At 69.3% G+C, this 17,777-nt stretch carries 15 protein-coding genes, 1 rRNA gene and 1 riboswitch; of the genes, 3 read left to right on the top strand and 13 right to left on the bottom strand.

What is annotated here, in order from left to right; translation table 11 throughout:
* Window positions 1–356: 356 nt before the first annotated feature.
* The gene (locus tag ACZ7DE_RS21885) at window positions 357–2,315 is read left to right on the top strand and encodes an APC family permease (RefSeq protein WP_470763642.1); all 1,959 of its coding nucleotides are present in this window, start codon (window positions 357–359) and stop codon (window positions 2,313–2,315) included.
* Between the two features lie 54 nt (window positions 2,316–2,369).
* Here ACZ7DE_RS21885 and ACZ7DE_RS21880 read toward each other — a convergent pair whose 3' ends face one another.
* Window positions 2,370–2,945 (bottom strand): DUF1707 SHOCT-like domain-containing protein, encoded by a 576-nt coding sequence (locus ACZ7DE_RS21880; RefSeq protein WP_470763640.1) that lies wholly within the window; start codon window positions 2,943–2,945, stop codon window positions 2,370–2,372.
* Between the two features lie 281 nt (window positions 2,946–3,226).
* On the opposite strand from ACZ7DE_RS21880, the gene ACZ7DE_RS21875 reads away from it, so the two are divergent.
* Entirely contained in the window at window positions 3,227–3,646 is a 420-nt protein-coding gene (locus tag ACZ7DE_RS21875; RefSeq protein WP_470763638.1) for a TOBE domain-containing protein, read from the top strand.
* Between the two features lie 52 nt (window positions 3,647–3,698).
* On the opposite strand, the gene gcvP is transcribed toward ACZ7DE_RS21875, so the two are convergent.
* The gene (gene gcvP, locus ACZ7DE_RS21870; protein ID WP_470763637.1) at window positions 3,699–6,581 is read right to left on the bottom strand and encodes an aminomethyl-transferring glycine dehydrogenase; all 2,883 of its coding nucleotides are present in this window, start codon (window positions 6,579–6,581) and stop codon (window positions 3,699–3,701) included.
* Between the two features lie 184 nt (window positions 6,582–6,765).
* A riboswitch (glycine riboswitch) is annotated at window positions 6,766–6,861 on the bottom strand.
* A gap of 112 nt (window positions 6,862–6,973) precedes the next feature.
* On the opposite strand from gcvP, the gene ACZ7DE_RS21865 reads away from it, so the two are divergent.
* Window positions 6,974–7,345 carry a PRC-barrel domain-containing protein gene (locus ACZ7DE_RS21865; RefSeq protein ID WP_470763636.1) on the top strand — a complete coding sequence of 124 codons (372 nt, stop codon included), beginning with the start codon at window positions 6,974–6,976 and terminating at the stop codon, window positions 7,343–7,345.
* 102 nt (window positions 7,346–7,447) lie between these two features.
* On the opposite strand, the gene ACZ7DE_RS21860 is transcribed toward ACZ7DE_RS21865, so the two are convergent.
* The 11 genes from ACZ7DE_RS21860 to rrf all read right to left on the bottom strand — a co-directional run.
* Window positions 7,448–8,863 (bottom strand): DNA polymerase IV, encoded by a 1,416-nt coding sequence (locus tag ACZ7DE_RS21860; RefSeq protein ID WP_470763635.1) that lies wholly within the window; start codon window positions 8,861–8,863, stop codon window positions 7,448–7,450.
* Between the two features lie 69 nt (window positions 8,864–8,932).
* On the bottom strand, window positions 8,933–9,616 hold the full coding sequence (locus ACZ7DE_RS21855) for a MerR family transcriptional regulator (protein ID WP_470763634.1): 684 nt from the start codon (window positions 9,614–9,616) through the stop codon (window positions 8,933–8,935).
* 246 nt (window positions 9,617–9,862) lie between these two features.
* Window positions 9,863–10,336 carry a bifunctional nuclease family protein gene (locus tag ACZ7DE_RS21850; RefSeq protein ID WP_004934251.1) on the bottom strand — a complete coding sequence of 158 codons (474 nt, stop codon included), beginning with the start codon at window positions 10,334–10,336 and terminating at the stop codon, window positions 9,863–9,865.
* Window positions 10,337–10,420: 84 nt separating this feature from the next.
* A complete protein-coding gene (ftsR, locus tag ACZ7DE_RS21845; RefSeq protein ID WP_470763633.1) occupies window positions 10,421–11,158 on the bottom strand; it encodes a transcriptional regulator FtsR in 738 nt (245 codons plus the stop codon).
* A 43-nt stretch (window positions 11,159–11,201) separates the two neighbouring features.
* Window positions 11,202–12,086, bottom strand: a complete 885-nt coding sequence (locus ACZ7DE_RS21840; protein WP_470764239.1) for an FHA domain-containing protein — start codon at window positions 12,084–12,086, stop codon at window positions 11,202–11,204.
* An 82-nt stretch (window positions 12,087–12,168) separates the two neighbouring features.
* Complete coding sequence (locus tag ACZ7DE_RS21835; protein ID WP_470764238.1) at window positions 12,169–13,014, bottom strand: DUF881 domain-containing protein; 846 nt, start codon at window positions 13,012–13,014, stop codon at window positions 12,169–12,171.
* A gap of 5 nt (window positions 13,015–13,019) precedes the next feature.
* Window positions 13,020–13,352 (bottom strand): small basic family protein, encoded by a 333-nt coding sequence (locus ACZ7DE_RS21830; protein ID WP_020133151.1) that lies wholly within the window; start codon window positions 13,350–13,352, stop codon window positions 13,020–13,022.
* Entirely contained in the window at window positions 13,349–14,245 is an 897-nt protein-coding gene (locus tag ACZ7DE_RS21825; protein ID WP_470763632.1) for a DUF881 domain-containing protein, read from the bottom strand. The genes ACZ7DE_RS21830 and ACZ7DE_RS21825 overlap by 4 nt, the downstream gene beginning before the upstream one ends.
* Before the next feature lie 106 nt (window positions 14,246–14,351).
* Window positions 14,352–16,847, bottom strand: coding sequence for a sugar phosphate nucleotidyltransferase (locus tag ACZ7DE_RS21820; RefSeq protein WP_470763631.1), 2,496 nt, complete (start codon window positions 16,845–16,847; stop codon window positions 14,352–14,354).
* 111 nt (window positions 16,848–16,958) lie between these two features.
* Window positions 16,959–17,567 (bottom strand): CDP-alcohol phosphatidyltransferase family protein, encoded by a 609-nt coding sequence (locus ACZ7DE_RS21815; RefSeq protein ID WP_470763630.1) that lies wholly within the window; start codon window positions 17,565–17,567, stop codon window positions 16,959–16,961.
* A 115-nt stretch (window positions 17,568–17,682) separates the two neighbouring features.
* A 5S ribosomal RNA gene (gene rrf / locus ACZ7DE_RS21810) occupies window positions 17,683–17,777 on the bottom strand; the annotation flags it as partial.

Genomic DNA, 17,777 nt, shown 5'->3' with positions numbered 1-17,777 from the left:
GCTGCCGCACCCTAGAGACACCGTCCGACGGGTGGCAACCCCTTGAACACAGGCAATCCAGGGGTCAGTTCGGAGAAGTTGAGTAGAGGGAACCCCGGAGGACCTCGAAACATTCGAATTGATCGGCGAACCTTACGAAGCTCGGCGGGAGCCATGGCCCCGCCGACGGGACTCCATCAGCCCGGAAGGTCACACTGAGTGTCCTGGGCGCCGGCCCCGCGACCAGTCTTAACGGAAGCTTGACGCCGTTCGGCCTTCGATCCACAGGCCCCGGCGTCACTCTCCGCTTACGCTGATTCCGCCGTCCGCGTGATGGCCGAAACCCACACGCTGAGCCGCTTTCCAGGAGCACGCCGATGGCCACCACCGAACACCCTCCCCCCGGACGTCTGCGCGCCTGGATGCTGGAGGGCCTGGCCGACATGGGCAAGGGGCACGACCGGCAGCCGCCGGCCGCCGAGAACGAGGCCCGGCCCGAACACAAGGGGCAGCGCTGGTACCGGGTGATGTGCCTGACCGGCGTCGACTACTTCTCGACCCTCGGCTACCAGCCGGGCATCGCCGCCCTCGCGGCCGGACTGCTCTCCCCCGTCGCCACGGTCGTGCTGGTGGTCGTCACCCTGGCGGGCGCCCTGCCCGTATACCGGCGGGTGGCCGAGGAGAGCCCGCACGGCGAGGGCTCGATCGCGATGCTGGAGCGGCTGCTGTCCTTCTGGAAGGGCAAGCTGTTCGTCCTCACCCTGCTGGGCTTCGCCGCCACCGACTTCCTGATCACGATCACCCTGTCCGCGGCGGACGCCTCGACCCACCTCGTCGAGAACCCGCACCTGACCGCCGCCCTGCATGACCACCAGCTGGTGATCACGCTCCTCCTCGTCGCCCTGCTCGGTGCGGTGTTCCTCAAGGGCTTCCTGGAGGCCATCGGCGTCGCCGTGGCCCTGGTGGCGGTCTACCTCGCCCTCAACGCGGTGGTCGTGGCCGTCGGCCTGTGGCACATGCTCACCGAGGGCCATGTGGTGGCCGACTGGTCCAGTGCCCTGACCGCGGAACACGGCAATGTGTTCGCGATGATCGGCGTCTCGCTGCTGGTCTTCCCCAAGCTGGCCCTGGGTCTGTCCGGCTTCGAGACCGGCGTCGCGGTCATGCCGCACGTCCAGGGCGACCCGGGTGACACGGAGGAGAACCCGAAGGGCCGCATCAGGGACACGAAGAAGCTCCTCACGACAGCCGCCCTGATCATGAGCGTCTTCCTGATCGCCACCAGCTTCATCACCACCGTGCTGATCCCCGAGAAGGAGTTCGAGTCCGGCGGGCGGGCCAACGGACGCGCCCTCGCCTACCTGGCCCACGAGTACCTGGGCAACGGCTTCGGCACGGTGTACGACGTCTCGACGATCGCCATCCTGTGGTTCGCCGGCGCCTCCGCGATGGCCGGGCTGCTCAATCTGATGCCCCGCTACCTGCCCCGCTACGGCATGGCCCCGCACTGGGCCCGCGCGGTCCGCCCGATGGTCATCGTGTTCACCCTGGTCGCCTTCCTGGTCACCTGGATCTTCGACGCCGACGTCGACGCCCAGGGCGGCGCCTACGCCACCGGCGTCCTGGTCCTGATGTCCTCGGCCGCAATCGCGGTGACCATCGCCGCCCGCCGCGCCGGACAGCGCGGCTGGACCGTCGGTTTCGCCGTCGTCTCCGCGGTCCTGCTCTACGTCACGGTCGTGAACGTCATCGAGCGCCCGGACGGCGTGAAGATCGGCGCCTGTTTCATCGCCGGCATCATCCTGGTCTCCCTGCTGTCCCGGCTGGCCCGCGCCTTCGAACTCCGCGTGACGAGCGTGACGCTCGACGGCATGGCGGAACGTTTCATCCGTGACATGGCCAGCCGCAGGATACGGTTCATCGCCAACGAGCCCGACCAGCGCGACAAGGCCGAGTACCGCGACAAGATCGAGCAGATCCGCCAGGACAACGACATCCCCGGCGAGGACTTCGTCTTCGTCGAGGTCACCGTCGTCGACCCTTCCGAGTTCGAGTCGGGACTGACCGTACGCGGCGAGGTCCTGCACAACCGCTACCGCGTCCTGACCCTGGAGTCCTCCTCCGTCTCCAACGCACTGGCCGCGTTGCTCCTGCACACCCGCGACGCCACCGGCTGCATCCCGCACATCTACTTCGAGTGGACCGAGGGCAACCCCTTCGCCAACTTCCTGCGCTTCTTCCTCTTCGGCCAGGGCGAGGTCGCCCCGGTCACCCGAGAGGTCCTGCGCGAGGCCGAACCGGACCGCGCCCGCCGGCCCCGCGTCCACACCGGCTGACGGCCGGTCCCGACGAGGACCGCGGCTCGACTGGAGGCGTCCTCAGCCCTGCCGCTACCTCCCGCGTCCTCCGAACAGTCTCCGGCGCGGCGGCCGCACGACGATCTGTCCGTAGCTCATCCGCCCACCGATCTCGACGCGCAGCAGAACCGGAGCGTCCGCCGCACCGGAGGGGCGGCGCTTGACGCCCCCGAAGTCGAAGACCACGTCGTCGGCGTCCACCACCACCCCCGGCGGCGTCACCAGCGACAGCTTCCCCCCGCTCATCTCCAGGTCGATCCGCAGAGCCGAGTGCTCGATCACCGCATGGGTGAAATCGAGCGTCACGTCCCCCCACGACGACTCGATCACCAGGTGCCGCGGCACCACCCACCCCTCACCGCGTTCGGACGAGCCACCCGTCTGCTCGATCACGACCAGGTCCTTCACCACCGCCCCGCCCGACTCCACGGGCAGATCCGCCGTGAGCCCGGCCAGCTCCCCCAGGGTCCGGGCGGTCAGGGCCGCCTCGACCCGTTCGTCGAGTTCGGCAGCGGTCAGCCGCCCCTCCCCCGCGGCCGCGCTCAACGCCTCCACGACCCGGTCGCGCTCCTCATGCGAGGCCCGCAGCTCAGCCGACACGTCTCTCACCCCGTCCACCTCCACACCCGGACCGTCCACGGACGGACCCCCGAGCGAACTGACGTCATATCGCGTTATACCCAACACCCCACGCCACGTCCACCGCCACCTTTTCCGGAGTTCGACCAGACCCACCCCCTCGACGCACAACGCCACGCCCCCCGACACGCGCCACGCCGAGCGCCGGAGCACCCGGCCGGTCGCGGACGACGGACGACGGACGACAACCAGGACGGCTCAGAACCCCACATACCCGACATATGTCACCCGGAGCCCTACCGTTGACGCTCATGACCCTGAGCATCCGCAACCAACTCCCCGGCACCGTGATCGCCATCCAGACCGGCGAGGTCATGGCCACCGTCAGAATCCGCCTCGACGGGGGCCACGACCTCACGGCGGCCGTCACCCTGGAGGCCGTGAACCAGCTGGGTCTGGACCCGGGAACCGCCGTCCACGCCCTGGTCAAGTCGACGGAGGTCGCCCTCGCCGCCGGCCAGGTCGCCGGCCTCTCGATCCGCAACCGGCTCCCCGGCACGATCACCGGCCTCACGCTCGGCGAGGTGATGGCCTCGGTGAAGATCACCATGGAGGGCGGCGAACTCACCTCGGTGATCACCAGGTCCGCGGCGGACGAGCTGGGCCTCTTCGTGGGCTCCGACGTCGTCGCGCTGATCAAGGCGACCGAGGTGTCCCTGGCGACGGCGTAGGACGCGCAAGGGCCCCGTCCACGACGGACGGGGCCCCGCGGCGCGCGTTCGCTCAGTCCTCGTACGCGTCCAGCGGCGGGCACGAGCAGACCAGGTTCCGGTCGCCGAAGGCCTGGTCGATCCGGCGCACCGGCGGCCAGTACTTGTCGGCGGCGGACACCCCGGCCGGGAAGACGGCCTCCTCACGCGTGTACGCGTGCTCCCACTCCCCGCCGAGCGCGGCGGCGGTGTGCGGGGCCTGGCAGAGCGGGTTGTCGTCGGCCGGCCACTCGCCCGAGCCGACCTTCTCGATCTCCGCGCGGATCGCGATCATCGCGTCGCAGAACCGGTCCAGTTCGATGAGGTCCTCGGACTCGGTCGGCTCGATCATCAGCGTCCCGGCCACCGGGAACGACATCGTCGGCGCGTGGAACCCGTAGTCGATGAGCCGCTTGGCGACGTCGTCGACGCTCACGCCGGTCGCCTTGGTCAAAGGCCGCAGGTCGATGATGCACTCGTGCGCGACCAGACCGCCCGGCCCGTTGTAGAGCACCGGGTAGTGCGGCTCCAGCCGCTTGGCGATGTAGTTGGCGCTCAGCACCGCCACCTGCGTGGCCCGCTTGAGACCCTCACCGCCCATGAGCCGCACATAGGCCCAGGAGATCGGCAGGATCCCCGCGGAACCCCAGGGAGCCGCCGAGATCGGTCCCACACCGGTCTCCGGCCCCGCGGCGGGCTGCATCGGGTGGTTCGGCAGATACGGCGCCAGGTGGGACCGTACGGCGACCGGGCCGACGCCCGGACCGCCGCCGCCGTGCGGGATGCAGAACGTCTTGTGCAGGTTCAGGTGCGAGACGTCTCCGCCGAAGTGACCCGGCTTCGCGAGCCCGACGAGCGCGTTGAGGTTGGCCCCGTCGACGTACACCTGACCGCCGGCCTCGTGCACCTGGGCGCAGATGTCGGCGACGTGCTCCTCGAAGACCCCGTGCGTCGACGGGTAAGTGATCATCAGCACCGCGAGCTCGTCCCGGTGCTTCTCGATCTTCGCCCGGAGGTCCTCGACGTCGATCTCGCCGTCCTCGGCGGTCTTCACGACGACGACCTTCATGCCCGCCATCACCGCGCTGGCGGCGTTCGTGCCGTGCGCGGAGGACGGGATCAGGCACACGGTCCGCTGCGCGTCCCCGTTGCCCCGGTGGTATCCGCGGACGGCCAGCAGCCCGGCCAGCTCCCCCTGCGACCCGGCGTTGGGCTGCAGCGACACCTTGTCGTAGCCGGTGACCTCGGCGAGCTGCTCCTCCAGTTCACGGATGAGCGTGAGGTACCCCTGCGCCTGCTCGGCCGGCGCGAAGGGGTGCAGCTGTCCGAACTCGGGCCAGGTGACCGGCTCCATCTCGGTCGTCGCGTTGAGCTTCATGGTGCAGGAGCCCAGCGGGATCATGCCCCGGTCGAGCGCGTAGTCCCGGTCCGCGAGACGGCGCAGGTAGCGCAGCATCGCGGTCTCGGAGCGGTGCTGGTGGAAGACGGGGTGCGTCAGGATCGCGTCGGACCGCAGCAGACCGGCGGGCAGGGTGTCCTCGGTGACCGCGTCGAGCGACTCGATGTCGCCGTCCCCCCCGAAGGCGGCCCACACCGCGGCCACCTGGGCCCGCCCAGTGGTCTCGTCACAGGAGATCGACACCCGGTCGGCGTCGACGAGGTGCAGGTTCACGCCGTGCTCCCGCGCGGCGGCGACGACCTCCGCGGCCTTCCCGGGCACCCGCACGGTCAGCGTGTCGAAGTAGGAGCCGTGCACGACCTCGGCCCCGCCGGCGGCCAGGCCCGCCGCGAGGACGGTGGCGTACCGGTGCGTGCGCCGGGCGATCGCCCGCAGTCCGTCCGGGCCGTGGTAGACCGCGTACATCCCCGCCATCACCGCGAGCAGCACCTGGGCCGTGCAGATGTTGCTGGTGGCCTTCTCCCGCCGGATGTGCTGCTCACGCGTCTGCAGCGCGAGCCGGTAGGCCTTGTGTCCGTCCGCGTCCACGGACACGCCCACGAGCCGCCCGGGCAGACTGCGCGCGAACTTCTCGTGGACGGCCATGTAGCCGGCGTGCGGGCCGCCGAAGCCCATCGGCACGCCGAACCGCTGCGTGGTGCCGACGGCGATGTCCGCCCCCAGCTCTCCGGGCGACTTCAGCAGCGTCAGCGCGAGCAGGTCCGCGGCGACGGTGACGAGCGCGCCGAGCCCGTGCGCCTGGTCGACGAGCCCCTTGAGGTCACGTACGGCGCCGGACGCCCCCGGGTACTGCACGAGCACGCCGTTGATCTCACGCTCGGCGATCTCCGCCGGAATGCCGTCGCTCAGGTCGGCGACGACGACCTCCACGCCGGTCGGCTCGGCGCGGGTCCGGATCACGGCGATGGTCTGCGGCAGCGCGTCCGCGTCGATGAGGAAGAGGCCCTTCTTGTTCTTCCCCATGCGCCGCGACAGCGCCATGGCCTCGGCCGCGGCCGTGCCCTCGTCGAGCAGCGACGCACCGGACGTCGGCAGACCCGTCAGGTCGGCGACCATCGTCTGGAAGTTCAGCAGCGCCTCGAGCCGCCCCTGCGAGATCTCCGGCTGGTACGGCGTGTAGGCCGTGTACCAGGCGGGGTTCTCCATGACGTTGCGCAGGATGACGGGGGGCGTGAACGTCCCGTAGTAGCCCAGCCCGATCATCGAGCCGAGGACCTGGTTGCGATCGGCCAGCGAGCGCAGCTCGGCCAGCACCTCGGCCTCGGTGCGCGCGCCCGGCAGGTCCAGCGCGTCGGCGTTCTTGATCACGTCCGGGACGGCGGCGGCGGTGAGCTCGTCGAGCGAGCCGTAGCCCACATGGGCGAGCATCTTGGCCCGCGCCTCGTGATCGGGCCCGATATGGCGCTGCTCGAAGGGGATTCCCTGCTCGAGCTCGGAGAGCGGAATGCGATGGGTCATTACGGAGGCCTCCTGGTCTGACACGACCTTCGAGGGTCACCACGGCGCGGGTACCCGGACGGCCTCCCCCTCTGTCATCTCAACCTGAGAGCTTCACCGGCCGCCCGCGGGCACCCGGCTTTCACCGTCGGTGAGAGCGGTGGCCGTCGACGCCGTCGGCACCCGCCCTGCTTTCCAGAGTGACCTCGTCCGTGCGGTACGTGAGCCTGAGAGATTCCGGGGAGGATTTGCTCCTTCGGCGCCTCCGATGACGTTCGGAGGACTCTCCCGCACGGGGTCAGCAGCCGTTGTCAGACTACCAGCGAGGTCAACGCCGCCCTCTCGAGTGGCCGCCCGTCCCATTGTGCTCTTTTGTAGTGCTTACGGATGAGTTGCGACCCAGTGGAGGGCCCGTGCGAACCGACATCGATCCGCGCAACCTGATCGGCCGCAAGGCGTTCGACCGCAACGGCACCAAGATCGGCACCGTCGACGAGGTCTACCTCGACGACGCCACGGGCACACCGGAGTGGGCGGCGATACGCACGGGCCTGTTCTCCCGCGACGCCTTCGTCCCCCTGGAGCCCAGCGAGCTGGTCGAGGGCGCCCTGCGCATCCCTTTCGACCGGGCCCTGATCAAGGACGCGCCGGACTTCGGCGTCGGTCGCCACCTCTCCCCGGAGCAGGAACTCCAGCTGTACCACCACTACGGTCTCGACATGGGATCCCCTCCTCCGCTCCCCGACCATGACTTCGGCCGACTGGCGGGCACCGACGACAGCTGAGCCCCCGAACGCAGGCCTGTCCCGACGCCCGAGCATCCCGGCCGGCCCGTGGGGCGGCCGGGCGCCGCCCGCGACGGCTTCACTCTGTGTAACGGACCCGCCTCACCGCGAGTTCCCGGGGCCCGCTGTCGTGGAGCCGACGTCCGGCCCGGGCGCCACGGCCGTCGGCCCCGACCCCTCCTCGGGTCTTCGCCGGACCAGGGGCAGCGGGTCCGCCGGCTGAAGCCCGGGATCGTCGGTCCGGAACGTCCGTACCCGCCCGGGCTCGGATTCCGGCGTCTCGAAGCGCACGGTGACGCGACCGAGCCCACTGCCCTGCACCCACCCGTGGCCGAGCTCGGCATGGAGCACGTCATGCCCCGGGCGCCACTGGTGCTCGGCCGCCGCCGGCTCGTCGCCCGCGGGCTCGTCCACGAGGTCCTCCACGGGGCCGTCCGACCGCTCCTCCGCGGCCTGCGCGAACAGGTCCTCCTGGGTGAAGTCCGCCAGACCGCTGACGCCGACCCCGAGGAGCCGCACCCCGCCGGTCGTGTCCACGGCGTCCAGCAGCCGGGCCGCCGCCTCGCGGACCACCGCGGGATCGTCGGTGGGCCCGCGCAGCGTCTCGGACCGGGTGAGCGTCGAGAAGTCGTAGCGCCGCACCTTCAGCACGATGGTCCGCCCGGACAGACCGGCCCCCCGCAGCCTGCGCACACACCGGTCCGCAAGCCGCTTCACCTCCAGCTCGACCCGGATCCGGTCATGGATGTCCACGTCATAGGTGTCCTCGACCGACACGGACTTGGCCTCCCGCTCGGATACCACCGGCCGGTCGTCACGCGCCAGCGCCATGGCGTACAGGGCGTGCCCGTGGGCCTTGCCCAGCAGCCGGACCAGCTCGTCCTCACCGGCCTCGGCGATCTCGTCGATCGTGGTGATCCCGGCCCGCCTCAGATGGTCCCCCGTGGCCGGGCCGACGCCCGGCAGGGTCCGCACCGACATGGGCCCGAGCAGCTTCCGCTCGGTGCCCGGCTCGATGAGCACCAGCCCGTCGGGCTTCGCCTGCTCCGAGGCGATCTTCGCGAGCATCTTGCACGAGGCCAGCCCCACCGAACCCGTGAGACCGGTGACCGCTCGTATCTCCGTGCGCAGCCGGACGCCGGCCAGCCGCGCCGACTCGCTGTCCCAGGCCGCCTCCCCGGCCTCCAGGTCCACGAACGCCTCGTCCAGGCTCAGCGGCTCCACCAGCGGCGAAAGGGCCCGCAGCAGCCCCATGACCTGCTCGCTGATCGACCGGTAGAACGCGAAGCGCGGAACGAGGTAGGCGGCGTTGGGGGCCAGGCGACGCGCCTGCGCCATGGGCATCGCCGAGTGCACCCCGAAGACACGCGCCTCGTACGAGGCGGTCGCGACCACCCCGCGGGGCCCCAGACCGCCGACGACCACGGCCTTCCCCCGCAGACTCGGCTTGGACGCCTGCTCCGCCTGGGCGAAGAAGGCATCCATGTCGAGATGCAGGATCGTGGGCGCTTTTCTCACATGTCCGATGCTGCACCACGCCACTGACAACGACGTTCCGCAGCCGCCCCGCGCACCGGGGCAGGAGTGTCAGACCGCCCGGTTGCGCCGACGCGCCAGCTCGTCCGCCGGGTTGTGGCCGACCAACGTCTCCCCTGTGTCCACGCGCTCCCCGTGCAACTGCGACAGCGCGCTCTCCACGTCCCGCCACACCACGCCCACGGCGATCCCGAAGACGCCCTGCCCGCCCTGGAGCAGCGCGTGGACCTCGTCCGGCGAGGTGCACTCGTACACCGTGGCGCCGTCGCTCATCAGCGTCATGCGCTCCAGATCGCTGAATCCGCGCTCCCGCAGATGCTGCACGGCGCTGCGGATGTTCTGCAGCGACACCCCGGTGTCGAGGAACCGCTTGACGATCTTCAGGACGACGACGTCCCGGAAGCTGTAGAGCCGCTGCGTGCCGGAGCCGTGCGCGGGCCGCACACTCGGCTCGACGAGCCCGGTGCGCGCCCAGTAGTCCAGTTGCCGGTAGGTGATGCCCGCGGCCGCGCAGGCCGTCGGACCGCGATAGCCGATCTGCTCGGACGCCATGGTCGTCGCCCCTCCGCTGCTCGGCACGGCCGACGGTCGATGCGGGGCGTGATCGGCCGCGCTGCCCTGCTGCGGGTATCCCCCGCCCGAGCGCAGCCGAGAGCTTGGGGGAGGGTACGGACCGCTCCCCCCGACACCGAGTCCGGGGGCACCCCCAGCCGTACCGTCGCCGCTGCTTCTCACGCCGACCTCCGTCCTTGACCTGCCTTCTCGACGGTAGGCAGTCACCAGGGGTGCGTCAACGATCGCCACACTCGGCACGCCGAGTGATAATCACCCTAGGAGTGGTTTCCCGCACCCCACCGCGGGGAAAGGCTAGCCGAATGCGCTGAGAAGTAGCCGTAGGACGCTCTCAGTCGCCGCTGGCATTTGCCGCAAAACGGAGCGGGCGCCCCGTACGGGACGCCCTCGCCTCGCGGACTGCGCCGACTACTGATTGCTGGTGCCGAAGTCCTCGGGCGAGATCTGGTCGAGGAACTCGCGGAACTTCTCCACCTCGTCCTCCTGCTCGTCCGGGATGGCGATCCCCGCGTCGTCGAGCACCGTGTCACTGCCGTAGATCGGCGTTCCGGTGCGCAGCGCCAGCGCTATGGCGTCGGACGGACGCGCACTCACCTCGACCCCGCTGGCGAAGACCAGCTCCGCGTAGAAGACGCCCTCCCGCAGATCCGTGATGCGCACTTCGGTGAGCTCCTGGCCGACGGCTTCCAGCACGTCCTTGAACAGGTCGTGGGTCAGCGGCCGCGCCGGAGCCATGCCCTGCTGGGCGAAGGCGATCGCCGTCGCCTCACCCGGTCCGATCCAGATGGGAAGGTAACGGTCGCCTCCCACTTCACGCAGCAGCACGATCGGTTGGTTGGAGGGCATCTCGACCCGGACACCTACGACATCGAGCTCGTTCACACAGCAACCCTAGGCCGTGCCCGGGACGTTTGGGTAGTCGGGCCGGGAACGGGTGACCGATCCGCCCGCGGCGAACCCGGTCGCTCAAGGCAGCCGCACCCCGAGCGCGGTCTGCACGAGCGCCGCGTGCAGCCGGACCGTGAGCCCCGCGATCTCCTTGGTACGGGCCTCCGCGAGCGCCCTCGTCTGCGGATTGCGGTGGCGCTTGAGGGGGGCCACCACCTGGTCCACCAGCCCGGCCTCACGGTCGGCCGCGGCCTTCATCACCCGCAGATGCCGCGGTTCGATCCCGAACCTTCCCAGTTCGGCGACGAGCGCGGCCACCGTGGCCGCCTCGGCGTCGTAGACCCCGTCGTCCACCGGCACGACGAGCCCGTACGACTCCCACTCCTGGAGCTCCCGCTCGCCGATCCCGGCGGTCGCCAGCAGCTCGGAGCGGCCGATCCGGGCGACGGTGGGCCCGTCCAGGGGCTCCAGGACGGCCTCGCCGTCACGCTGCCGGCCCACCGTCGGCAGCGGCGCGGCCTCCCCGCGCTCCATGGCGTCCAGATGCTCGCGGATGACCTTCAGCGGCAGGTAGTGGTCCCGCTGCATCCTCAGGACGTGACCGAGGCGCTCCAGGTCCTGCGCGCTGAACTTGCGGTACCCCGAAGGCGTCCGCTGTGGCTCGATGAGCCCTTCCGACTCCAGGAAACGGATCTTGGAAATGGTGACGTCGGGGAACTCGTCGCGCAACGCGTTCAGCACGGTTCCGATGCTCATCGGACCACCGTCCGCGGCGGCGGTGCCGTGTCCGGCACCGCCCCTCGGTGTTCGAAGCATGGACCTTCCCTGGGGATCCCCCCGGACAGAGCCCGGGGGCCGGTCAGTAACCCCGCTGGCTCGCGTAGAAGACCAGCCGGTACTTGCCGATCTGCACCTCGTCACCGTTCGACAGAGCGACCTCGTCGATCCGCTCCCGGTTGACGTAGGTGCCGTTCAGACTGCCGACGTCCGCAACCCTGAACGTGCCGTCCGGGTTGCGCCGGAACTCCACATGGCGACGCGAGACGGTCACGTCGTCCAGGAAGATGTCGCTCTGCGGGTGACGACCGGCCGTGGTCAGGTCGCCGTCCAGCAGGAAGCGGCTTCCCGAGTTCGGGCCACGTCGCACGACCAGGAGGGCGGAACCCAGCGGGAGCGCGTCGACCGCCGCCTGCGCCTCGGGAGAGAGCGCCGGCAACTGCGTCTGGCCGGTGGCCTCCGCGTCGTAGGCCTCGAGACCGGAGATGGAAATCGTGGAGGTCGTCTCCGACGCACGCTCGGGCGTCAGCCCGGGACGCAGCGGCGCACCGCAGTTGGAGCAGAAGCGGCTGTTCTCCGCGTTGCGGTTACCGCACCTCGTACACACCAGGGCCGACATAGGGGAAAACCCTCCACCCGCACTTGAGGTTGACGGTTGGCCGAAACCTATGCCGCCGGACTGCGCAGGGTCAACAGACGCCGCGCCCTGACCTCCGGAAATGTCGCCGCCCGGACCACCCACCTGGTCCCTGAACAGCGGCCGCTGACCCTCGGCGTCGGGCTGTGCGCGATGGCGGGCGGTCGCGTTGTCGCTGCCCTCTCGCGCGCTCTTGCCGAACAACTTCGCAAACAACTTCACGGGCGATTCCCCTTGACCGAAACAGACCCGCCCGTGGGGCAGGACGAACCCTGACTGATTACACCGGTCGACCCGGACACCTTCACAACGTCCGTGCCCACCAGACAGTTTCCATGACGCACCACCCGATCGGTGCGTCGACCCCCCGCAACCTCATGCCCCTGCCGGACGCCCCCCAAGCACCTCCGGTTCACCGGTCCGACGACCGAGCGTAGTCAGGCTGCTTCACCGCTCGCAAGGCGTCCACGACGATCTTGTCCGACCGCTCGACGGTCACGGTGGCCTGCTCCTTCTCCAGCGTCTGCACCACGCCTCCAGGGATGTTCAGCGCCGGCTCGAGGTCCTGCGGATTGCCGATGACCTTGAAACGAAAGGGCGCGTTGATCTTGTTCCCGTCGACGCTCACGCTCTTCCCCGATTCCGTCAGAAAGGTCCCGGCGACGACCCGCACGCCGTTCACCTGGATCGCCTCGGCCCCGGCCGCGCGCAGCTCCTGGATCGCGTCGAGCAGCATGTCCGCCTCGACCGTCCCCTTCGTGTCCTCGATGGTCATCGTGATGCCCGGCCCCTGAGCGGCAACCGTGCCCGCCAGGATGCCGAGTTGCCTCTCCTTCTCGACCGTCTGCTTCCGGGCCTCCTCCGCCTGGTCGGAGCTGTTCTCCAGCTCCTGCTGCTGCTTCTCGAGGCCCTGCTTCTCGTCCTCAAGACGCTGACTGCGGTCATCGAGTTCATCGAGGATGCGCACAAGATCTTCCTGACGCGCGCCGCGCAGGGCGTTTCCGCTGTCGCTGTTGGAGGCGACCTGGACGGCCAGACCGAAGCCGAGACCGAACAACAGCAGGGCGACGATGAGTTGCGCCCGGGTGACCCGTGGCGGCCACAACCCCTGCACCAGCCGCTGCCGACCGGTCAGCGCGGGCGCGGGCGTCTCCTCGGCCGCCTCCTCGGACGTCTCCTCCGCGGCGGGCGCGGCCGGGACCTCGTCGGGCAGCTCCTTGCGCAGCTTGTGCTCGGGCGTCTCGTCCTGGTTGCTCATCGCGCTCACGCCCGGAAGACGTGCCGGCGGATCGCCGCGGCGTTGGAGAAGATCCGGATGCCGAGGACGACCACCACACCGGTGGACAGCTGCGACCCCACGCCCAACTCGTCGCCCAGGAACACGATCAGCGCGGCCACGACGACGTTCGACAGGAACGACACCACGAACACCTTGTCGTCGAAGATGCCGTCGAGCATGGCCCGCAACCCGCCGAACACCGCGTCCAGCGCCGCCACCACGGCGATCGGCAGATAAGGCACGACGGCTGCCGGAACCTCGGGCTGGACCAACAGTCCGGCCACGACTCCCACGACGAGGCCCAGTACGGCGATCACGATGTGTCCTTCTCAGTTCTCGGCTGTGCTGTACGTACGATCACACTCGGGGCGGCGGGCAGCCGGACGTCGTCCACCACGGAGATGGCCGTCCGGATGCCGTAGTTCTCCTGCAGGGCGTTCAGGTACAGCCCGTCCGCGCTGTCCTGGAACCTGGTGCTCAGCTTCTTGCCGTCCCCCACCGCCAGCACCGTGTACGGCGGCACCAGCGGCTTGTTGTCGACCAGTATCGCCTCACCCGCGGCCCTGATCGCCGACAGCGCCGTCAGCCGCTGCCCGTTGATCGAGACGGCTTCGGCGCCCGACGCCCACAGACCGTTGACCACCCGCTGCATGTCCCGGTCGCGGACCCGGCCGGTGTCGGAGAAACCCGAGGTCTCCCGCGGATTGCCGTCACCGCCCGTGGTGGACTCCTTGGCGTCGTTCACGACCAGCTTCACGCCCGGACCGTGCACCTCGACGGCGCCCGAGAGGATGGCCACCAGGTCGGCCCGGTCGCTGCCGCCGCTCTGCTTGAGCGCCTCCTGCTGCCGGGCGCTCACGTCGTCGCGCAGCTGGTCGACGGTGCTCTCGAGCTCGTCGGCCGCCTTGGTCTCGCGGTCGATGCGGTCGATCAGCTCCTCGCGCTCCTTGGCGACGACCGGAGCCGCGACACGTGCCTGCGCGGCCCCGATGGTGACCACCAGAGCCGCGAGCACCAGGCCCACGGCCAGCCAGAGCTTCGCCCGCGCCGTCCTCGGCAGGCCGTCGGCGCCGTCGGCCTGCCTACGCGCGGCGGCCTCGGCGTAGCCGTCGTCGAGGCTGTGGTCCATGACGTTGGTGAGCAGCGACATGGAGGCGTCCGGGCGCGACACGCGCGCGGGTGTGCTCCGAACGGGGGGCGGCTGCGGCATGCCGCACATCGTCGCACGTCGCGTCCCGTACCTCCGAATGGCCCCACCGGCGTGCCGGACAGGCCCCCTTGGGGACACTTGTCCGGCACGCGTGTGTGCAGGTGGTTCAGCGGCCGGCGCCGTCCACGACGGACGCCCACTCGTCGAGCAGGGCCTGCGCGGACGCGTCGTCCGGCCCTTCCGCCCACAGATGAGTGACAGCCTCCGCCGGGTCGGGCAGCACCATCACCCAGCGCCCGTCCGTCTCCACCACCCGTACGCCGTCGGTGGTGTCCACGAAGCGATCTCCGGCGGCTTCGACGACCCGCCGCATCACGAGCCCCTTGACGGCCCACGGGGTCGCCAGATCCCTCTTCAGGACGTGCGCCCGCGGGATCCTCGCGTCGATCTGGCTGAGGGTGAGCTGCGTCCGGGCCACCAGCCCGATCAGCCGTACGAAGGCCGCCGTGCCGTCGAAGACGCTGCTGAACTCGGGGACGATGAATCCGCCCTTGCCGTCTCCGCCGAAGATGGTCGTCTCGTCCTGGCCGACCCGGGTGAGATCGTCGGGCGAGGTGGTAGTCCACTCGACCTGCGTCCCGTGATACGCCGCGACCTGTTCGGCGATCCTCGTCGTCGTCACTGGCAGGGCGACCCGCCCACTGCGCCGCTCGGCGGCCACCAGGTCGAGCAGCACGAGAAGCGCCCGGTCGTCCTCGATGATCCGGCCCTTCTCGTCGACGAGAGAGAGCCGCTCGCCGACCGGGTCGAAACGCACGCCGAACGCGGCCCGCGAGGAGGCCACGATCTCCCCGAGCCGTACGAGCCCGGACCGGCGCTGGTCGCCGGTCTCCGTGGGCCTCGCCTCGTTCAGACCGGGGTTGATCGTCAGCGAGTCCACCCCGAGCTTCCCGAGAAGGCTCGGCAGCACCAGACCGGCACTGCCGTTCGAGGCGTCCACGACGACCTTCAGGCCCGACTCGGCGATCCCGGTCGTGTCCACGTTCCGCAGCAGCGAGCCGGTGTACGAGTCGAACACACTGGCCGGGAAGTGCAGGTCGCCGATCTCGCCCGGGAACGCCCGCCGGTACTCCTGCCGCGCGAACACCCGGTCCAATTTGCGCTGACTGCCCTGCGACAGGTCCGCGCCCTGCCCGTCGAAGAACATGATGTCGACGGAGTCCGGCACCCCGGGCGAGGTCCGGATCATGATCCCGCCGGCACTGCCCCGCGCGGTCTGCTGCCGCGCCACGGGCAGCGGGACGTTCTCCAGGTCCCGTACGTCGATGGCGCTGGCCTGGAGCGCCGAGATGACCGCTCGCTTGAGCGCACGGGCACCGCGGGAGTGGTCCCGGGCCGTGGTGACGGTGGACCCCTTCTTGAGCGTCGTGGCGTACGCGCCCGCGAGACGCACGGCCAGTTCCGGCGTGATCTCGACGTTCAGGATTCCGGACACACCGCGGGCGCCGAACAGGTGCGCCTGCCCGCGGGACTCCCAGATCACCGAGGTGTTGACGAAGGCGCCGGCCTCGATCGTCTTGAAGGGATAGACCCGCACATTGCCCTGCACGATCGATTCTTCACCGATCAGGCATTCGTCGCCGATGACGGCGCCGTCCTCGATCCGCGCCGCCCGCATGATGTCGGTGTTCTTGCCGACAACACAGCCGCGCAGATTGCTGTGCTGCCCGACGTACACGTTGTCGTGCACGACGGCCTTGTGCAGGAAGGCCCCGCTCTTGACGACGACATTGGAACCGATGACCGTGTGCTCGCGGATTTCCGCGCCGGCCTCGACCTTCGCGTAGTCGCCGATGTAGAGAGGTCCGCGGAGCACGGCATCCGGATGCACCTCGGCGCCTTCGGCGACCCATACGCCCGGCGAGATCTCGAAGCCGTCGATCTCGACGTCGACCTTGCCCTCCAGGACGTCCGCCTGGGCCTTCACATAGCTCTCGTGCGTGCCCACGTCCTCCCAGTAGCCCTCGGCGACGAAGCCGTAGACCGGCTTGCCCTCCTTCATGAGCTGCGGGAAGACGTCTCCGGACCAGTCGACCGGAACATCGGCCTCGACATAGTCGAAGACCTCGGGCTCCATGACGTAGATACCGGTGTTCACAGTGTCCGAGAAGACCTGGCCCCAGGTCGGCTTCTCCAGGAAGCGCTCGACCTTGCCCTCTTCATCGATGATGGTGATGCCGAATTCCAGCGGATTGGGCACACGCGTCAGACAGACGGTGACCAGAGCGCCCTTTTCCTTGTGGAAGTTGATCAGCTCGGTGAGGTCGAAGTCGGTCAGGGCATCGCCGGAGATGACGAGGAAGGCGTCGTCCTTCAGCGCCTCCTCTGCGTTCTTGACGCTTCCGGCGGTACCGAGTGGCTTCTCCTCGTTGGCATAGCTGAGCTCCATTCCGAGCTCCTCGCCATCACCGAAGTAGTTCTTGACCAGCGACGCCAGGAACTGGACAGTAACAACGGTCTCATTGAGCCCATGCCTTTTGAGCAGCCTCAGAACGTGCTCCATGATCGGCCGGTTGGCCACCGGCAGGAGCGGCTTGGGCATGCTCGACGTCATAGGGCGAAGGCGTGTGCCTTCGCCTCCGGCCATCACGACGGCCTTCATGTCGGAAGCGTCCTCCTAAAGAGACGACGGTCTGGCCGACTGCACCCATGCAGATTGTCCCGCAGATTCCCGCCGCCGGCCATCGAGCCGTGCTCCAGCCAATCGGCGAGGTCAGTCGGCCACAGCGTCCGCACGAACGAGGCGGCGGACCTGTACCACGTAGAGAACTCCTGCCCACCAGTACAGCGTTGTACCCCATCCTGCGAACGCCCATCCGAAAATAGCAGCCAGTGACGACAACCAGCCGCTTCCGTCACTGAGCAGGAGCAGCGGGAAGGCGTACATCAGGTTGAAGGTCGCCGCCTTCCCCAGGAAGTTCACCTGCGGCGGCGGATAGCCGTGACGCCTGAGGATGCCCACCATCACCAGGAGAATCAGGTCCCGCGCAAGAAGTGCAGCCGTCAACCAGAGAGGGAGGATCTCCCGCCAGGTGAGACCGATCAGGGTCGTGAGGATGTAGAGCCGGTCGGCGGCCGGGTCAAGGAGCCGGCCGAGACTGCTGATCTGGTTCCAGCGTCGCGCGAGCTTGCCGTCCAGATAGTCGCTGATCCCGCTGAAAGCCAGCACGAGGAGCGCCCAGCCATCGCTCTGCGGGCCTCCGAACTCGGGCCGGAGGATCAGCCACAGGAACAGGGGCACGCCGAGGAGACGGGCCATGCTGAGGATGTTCGGGATGGTGAGGACCCGGTCTGTCTGGACGCGGGTCTCCTGGACCTCCACCCGGGGGCCTCCAGTAGGAAATGAGAATCAGCCAACGATGCCCCCTGACCCTACCCCAACGCAAAAAAGCTCTGGCTCTTGGGCTGTCTGCCCAAGAGCCAGAGCTCTAAAAGGAGTTCGGCGGTGTCCTACTCTCCCACAGGGTCCCCCCTGCAGTACCATCGGCGCTGTAAGGCTTAGCTTCCGGGTTCGGAATGTAACCGGGCGTTT

Source organism: Streptomyces sp. NPDC037083 (genome assembly GCF_055606485.1).
The sequence above is the reverse complement of the archived record's forward strand: the minus strand, read 5'-3'. Positions and strand labels throughout refer to the sequence as shown.

Excerpts from the sequence above, each read along its gene's own strand:
- ACZ7DE_RS21835 (WP_470764238.1), bottom strand. The coding sequence starts at position 13,014 with ATGAGCAACCAGGACGAGACGCCCGAGCACAAGCTGCGCAAGGAGCTG.
- ACZ7DE_RS21875 (WP_470763638.1), top strand. The coding sequence starts at position 3,227 with ATGACCCTGAGCATCCGCAACCAACTCCCCGGCACCGTGATCGCCATC.
- ACZ7DE_RS21825 (WP_470763632.1), bottom strand. The coding sequence starts at position 14,245 with ATGCCGCAGCCGCCCCCCGTTCGGAGCACACCCGCGCGCGTGTCGCGC.
- ACZ7DE_RS21885 (WP_470763642.1), top strand. The coding sequence starts at position 357 with ATGGCCACCACCGAACACCCTCCCCCCGGACGTCTGCGCGCCTGGATG.
- ACZ7DE_RS21820 (WP_470763631.1), bottom strand. The coding sequence starts at position 16,847 with ATGAAGGCCGTCGTGATGGCCGGAGGCGAAGGCACACGCCTTCGCCCT.
- gcvP (WP_470763637.1), bottom strand. The coding sequence starts at position 6,581 with ATGACCCATCGCATTCCGCTCTCCGAGCTCGAGCAGGGAATCCCCTTC.
- ftsR (WP_470763633.1), bottom strand. The coding sequence starts at position 11,158 with ATGCTTCGAACACCGAGGGGCGGTGCCGGACACGGCACCGCCGCCGCG.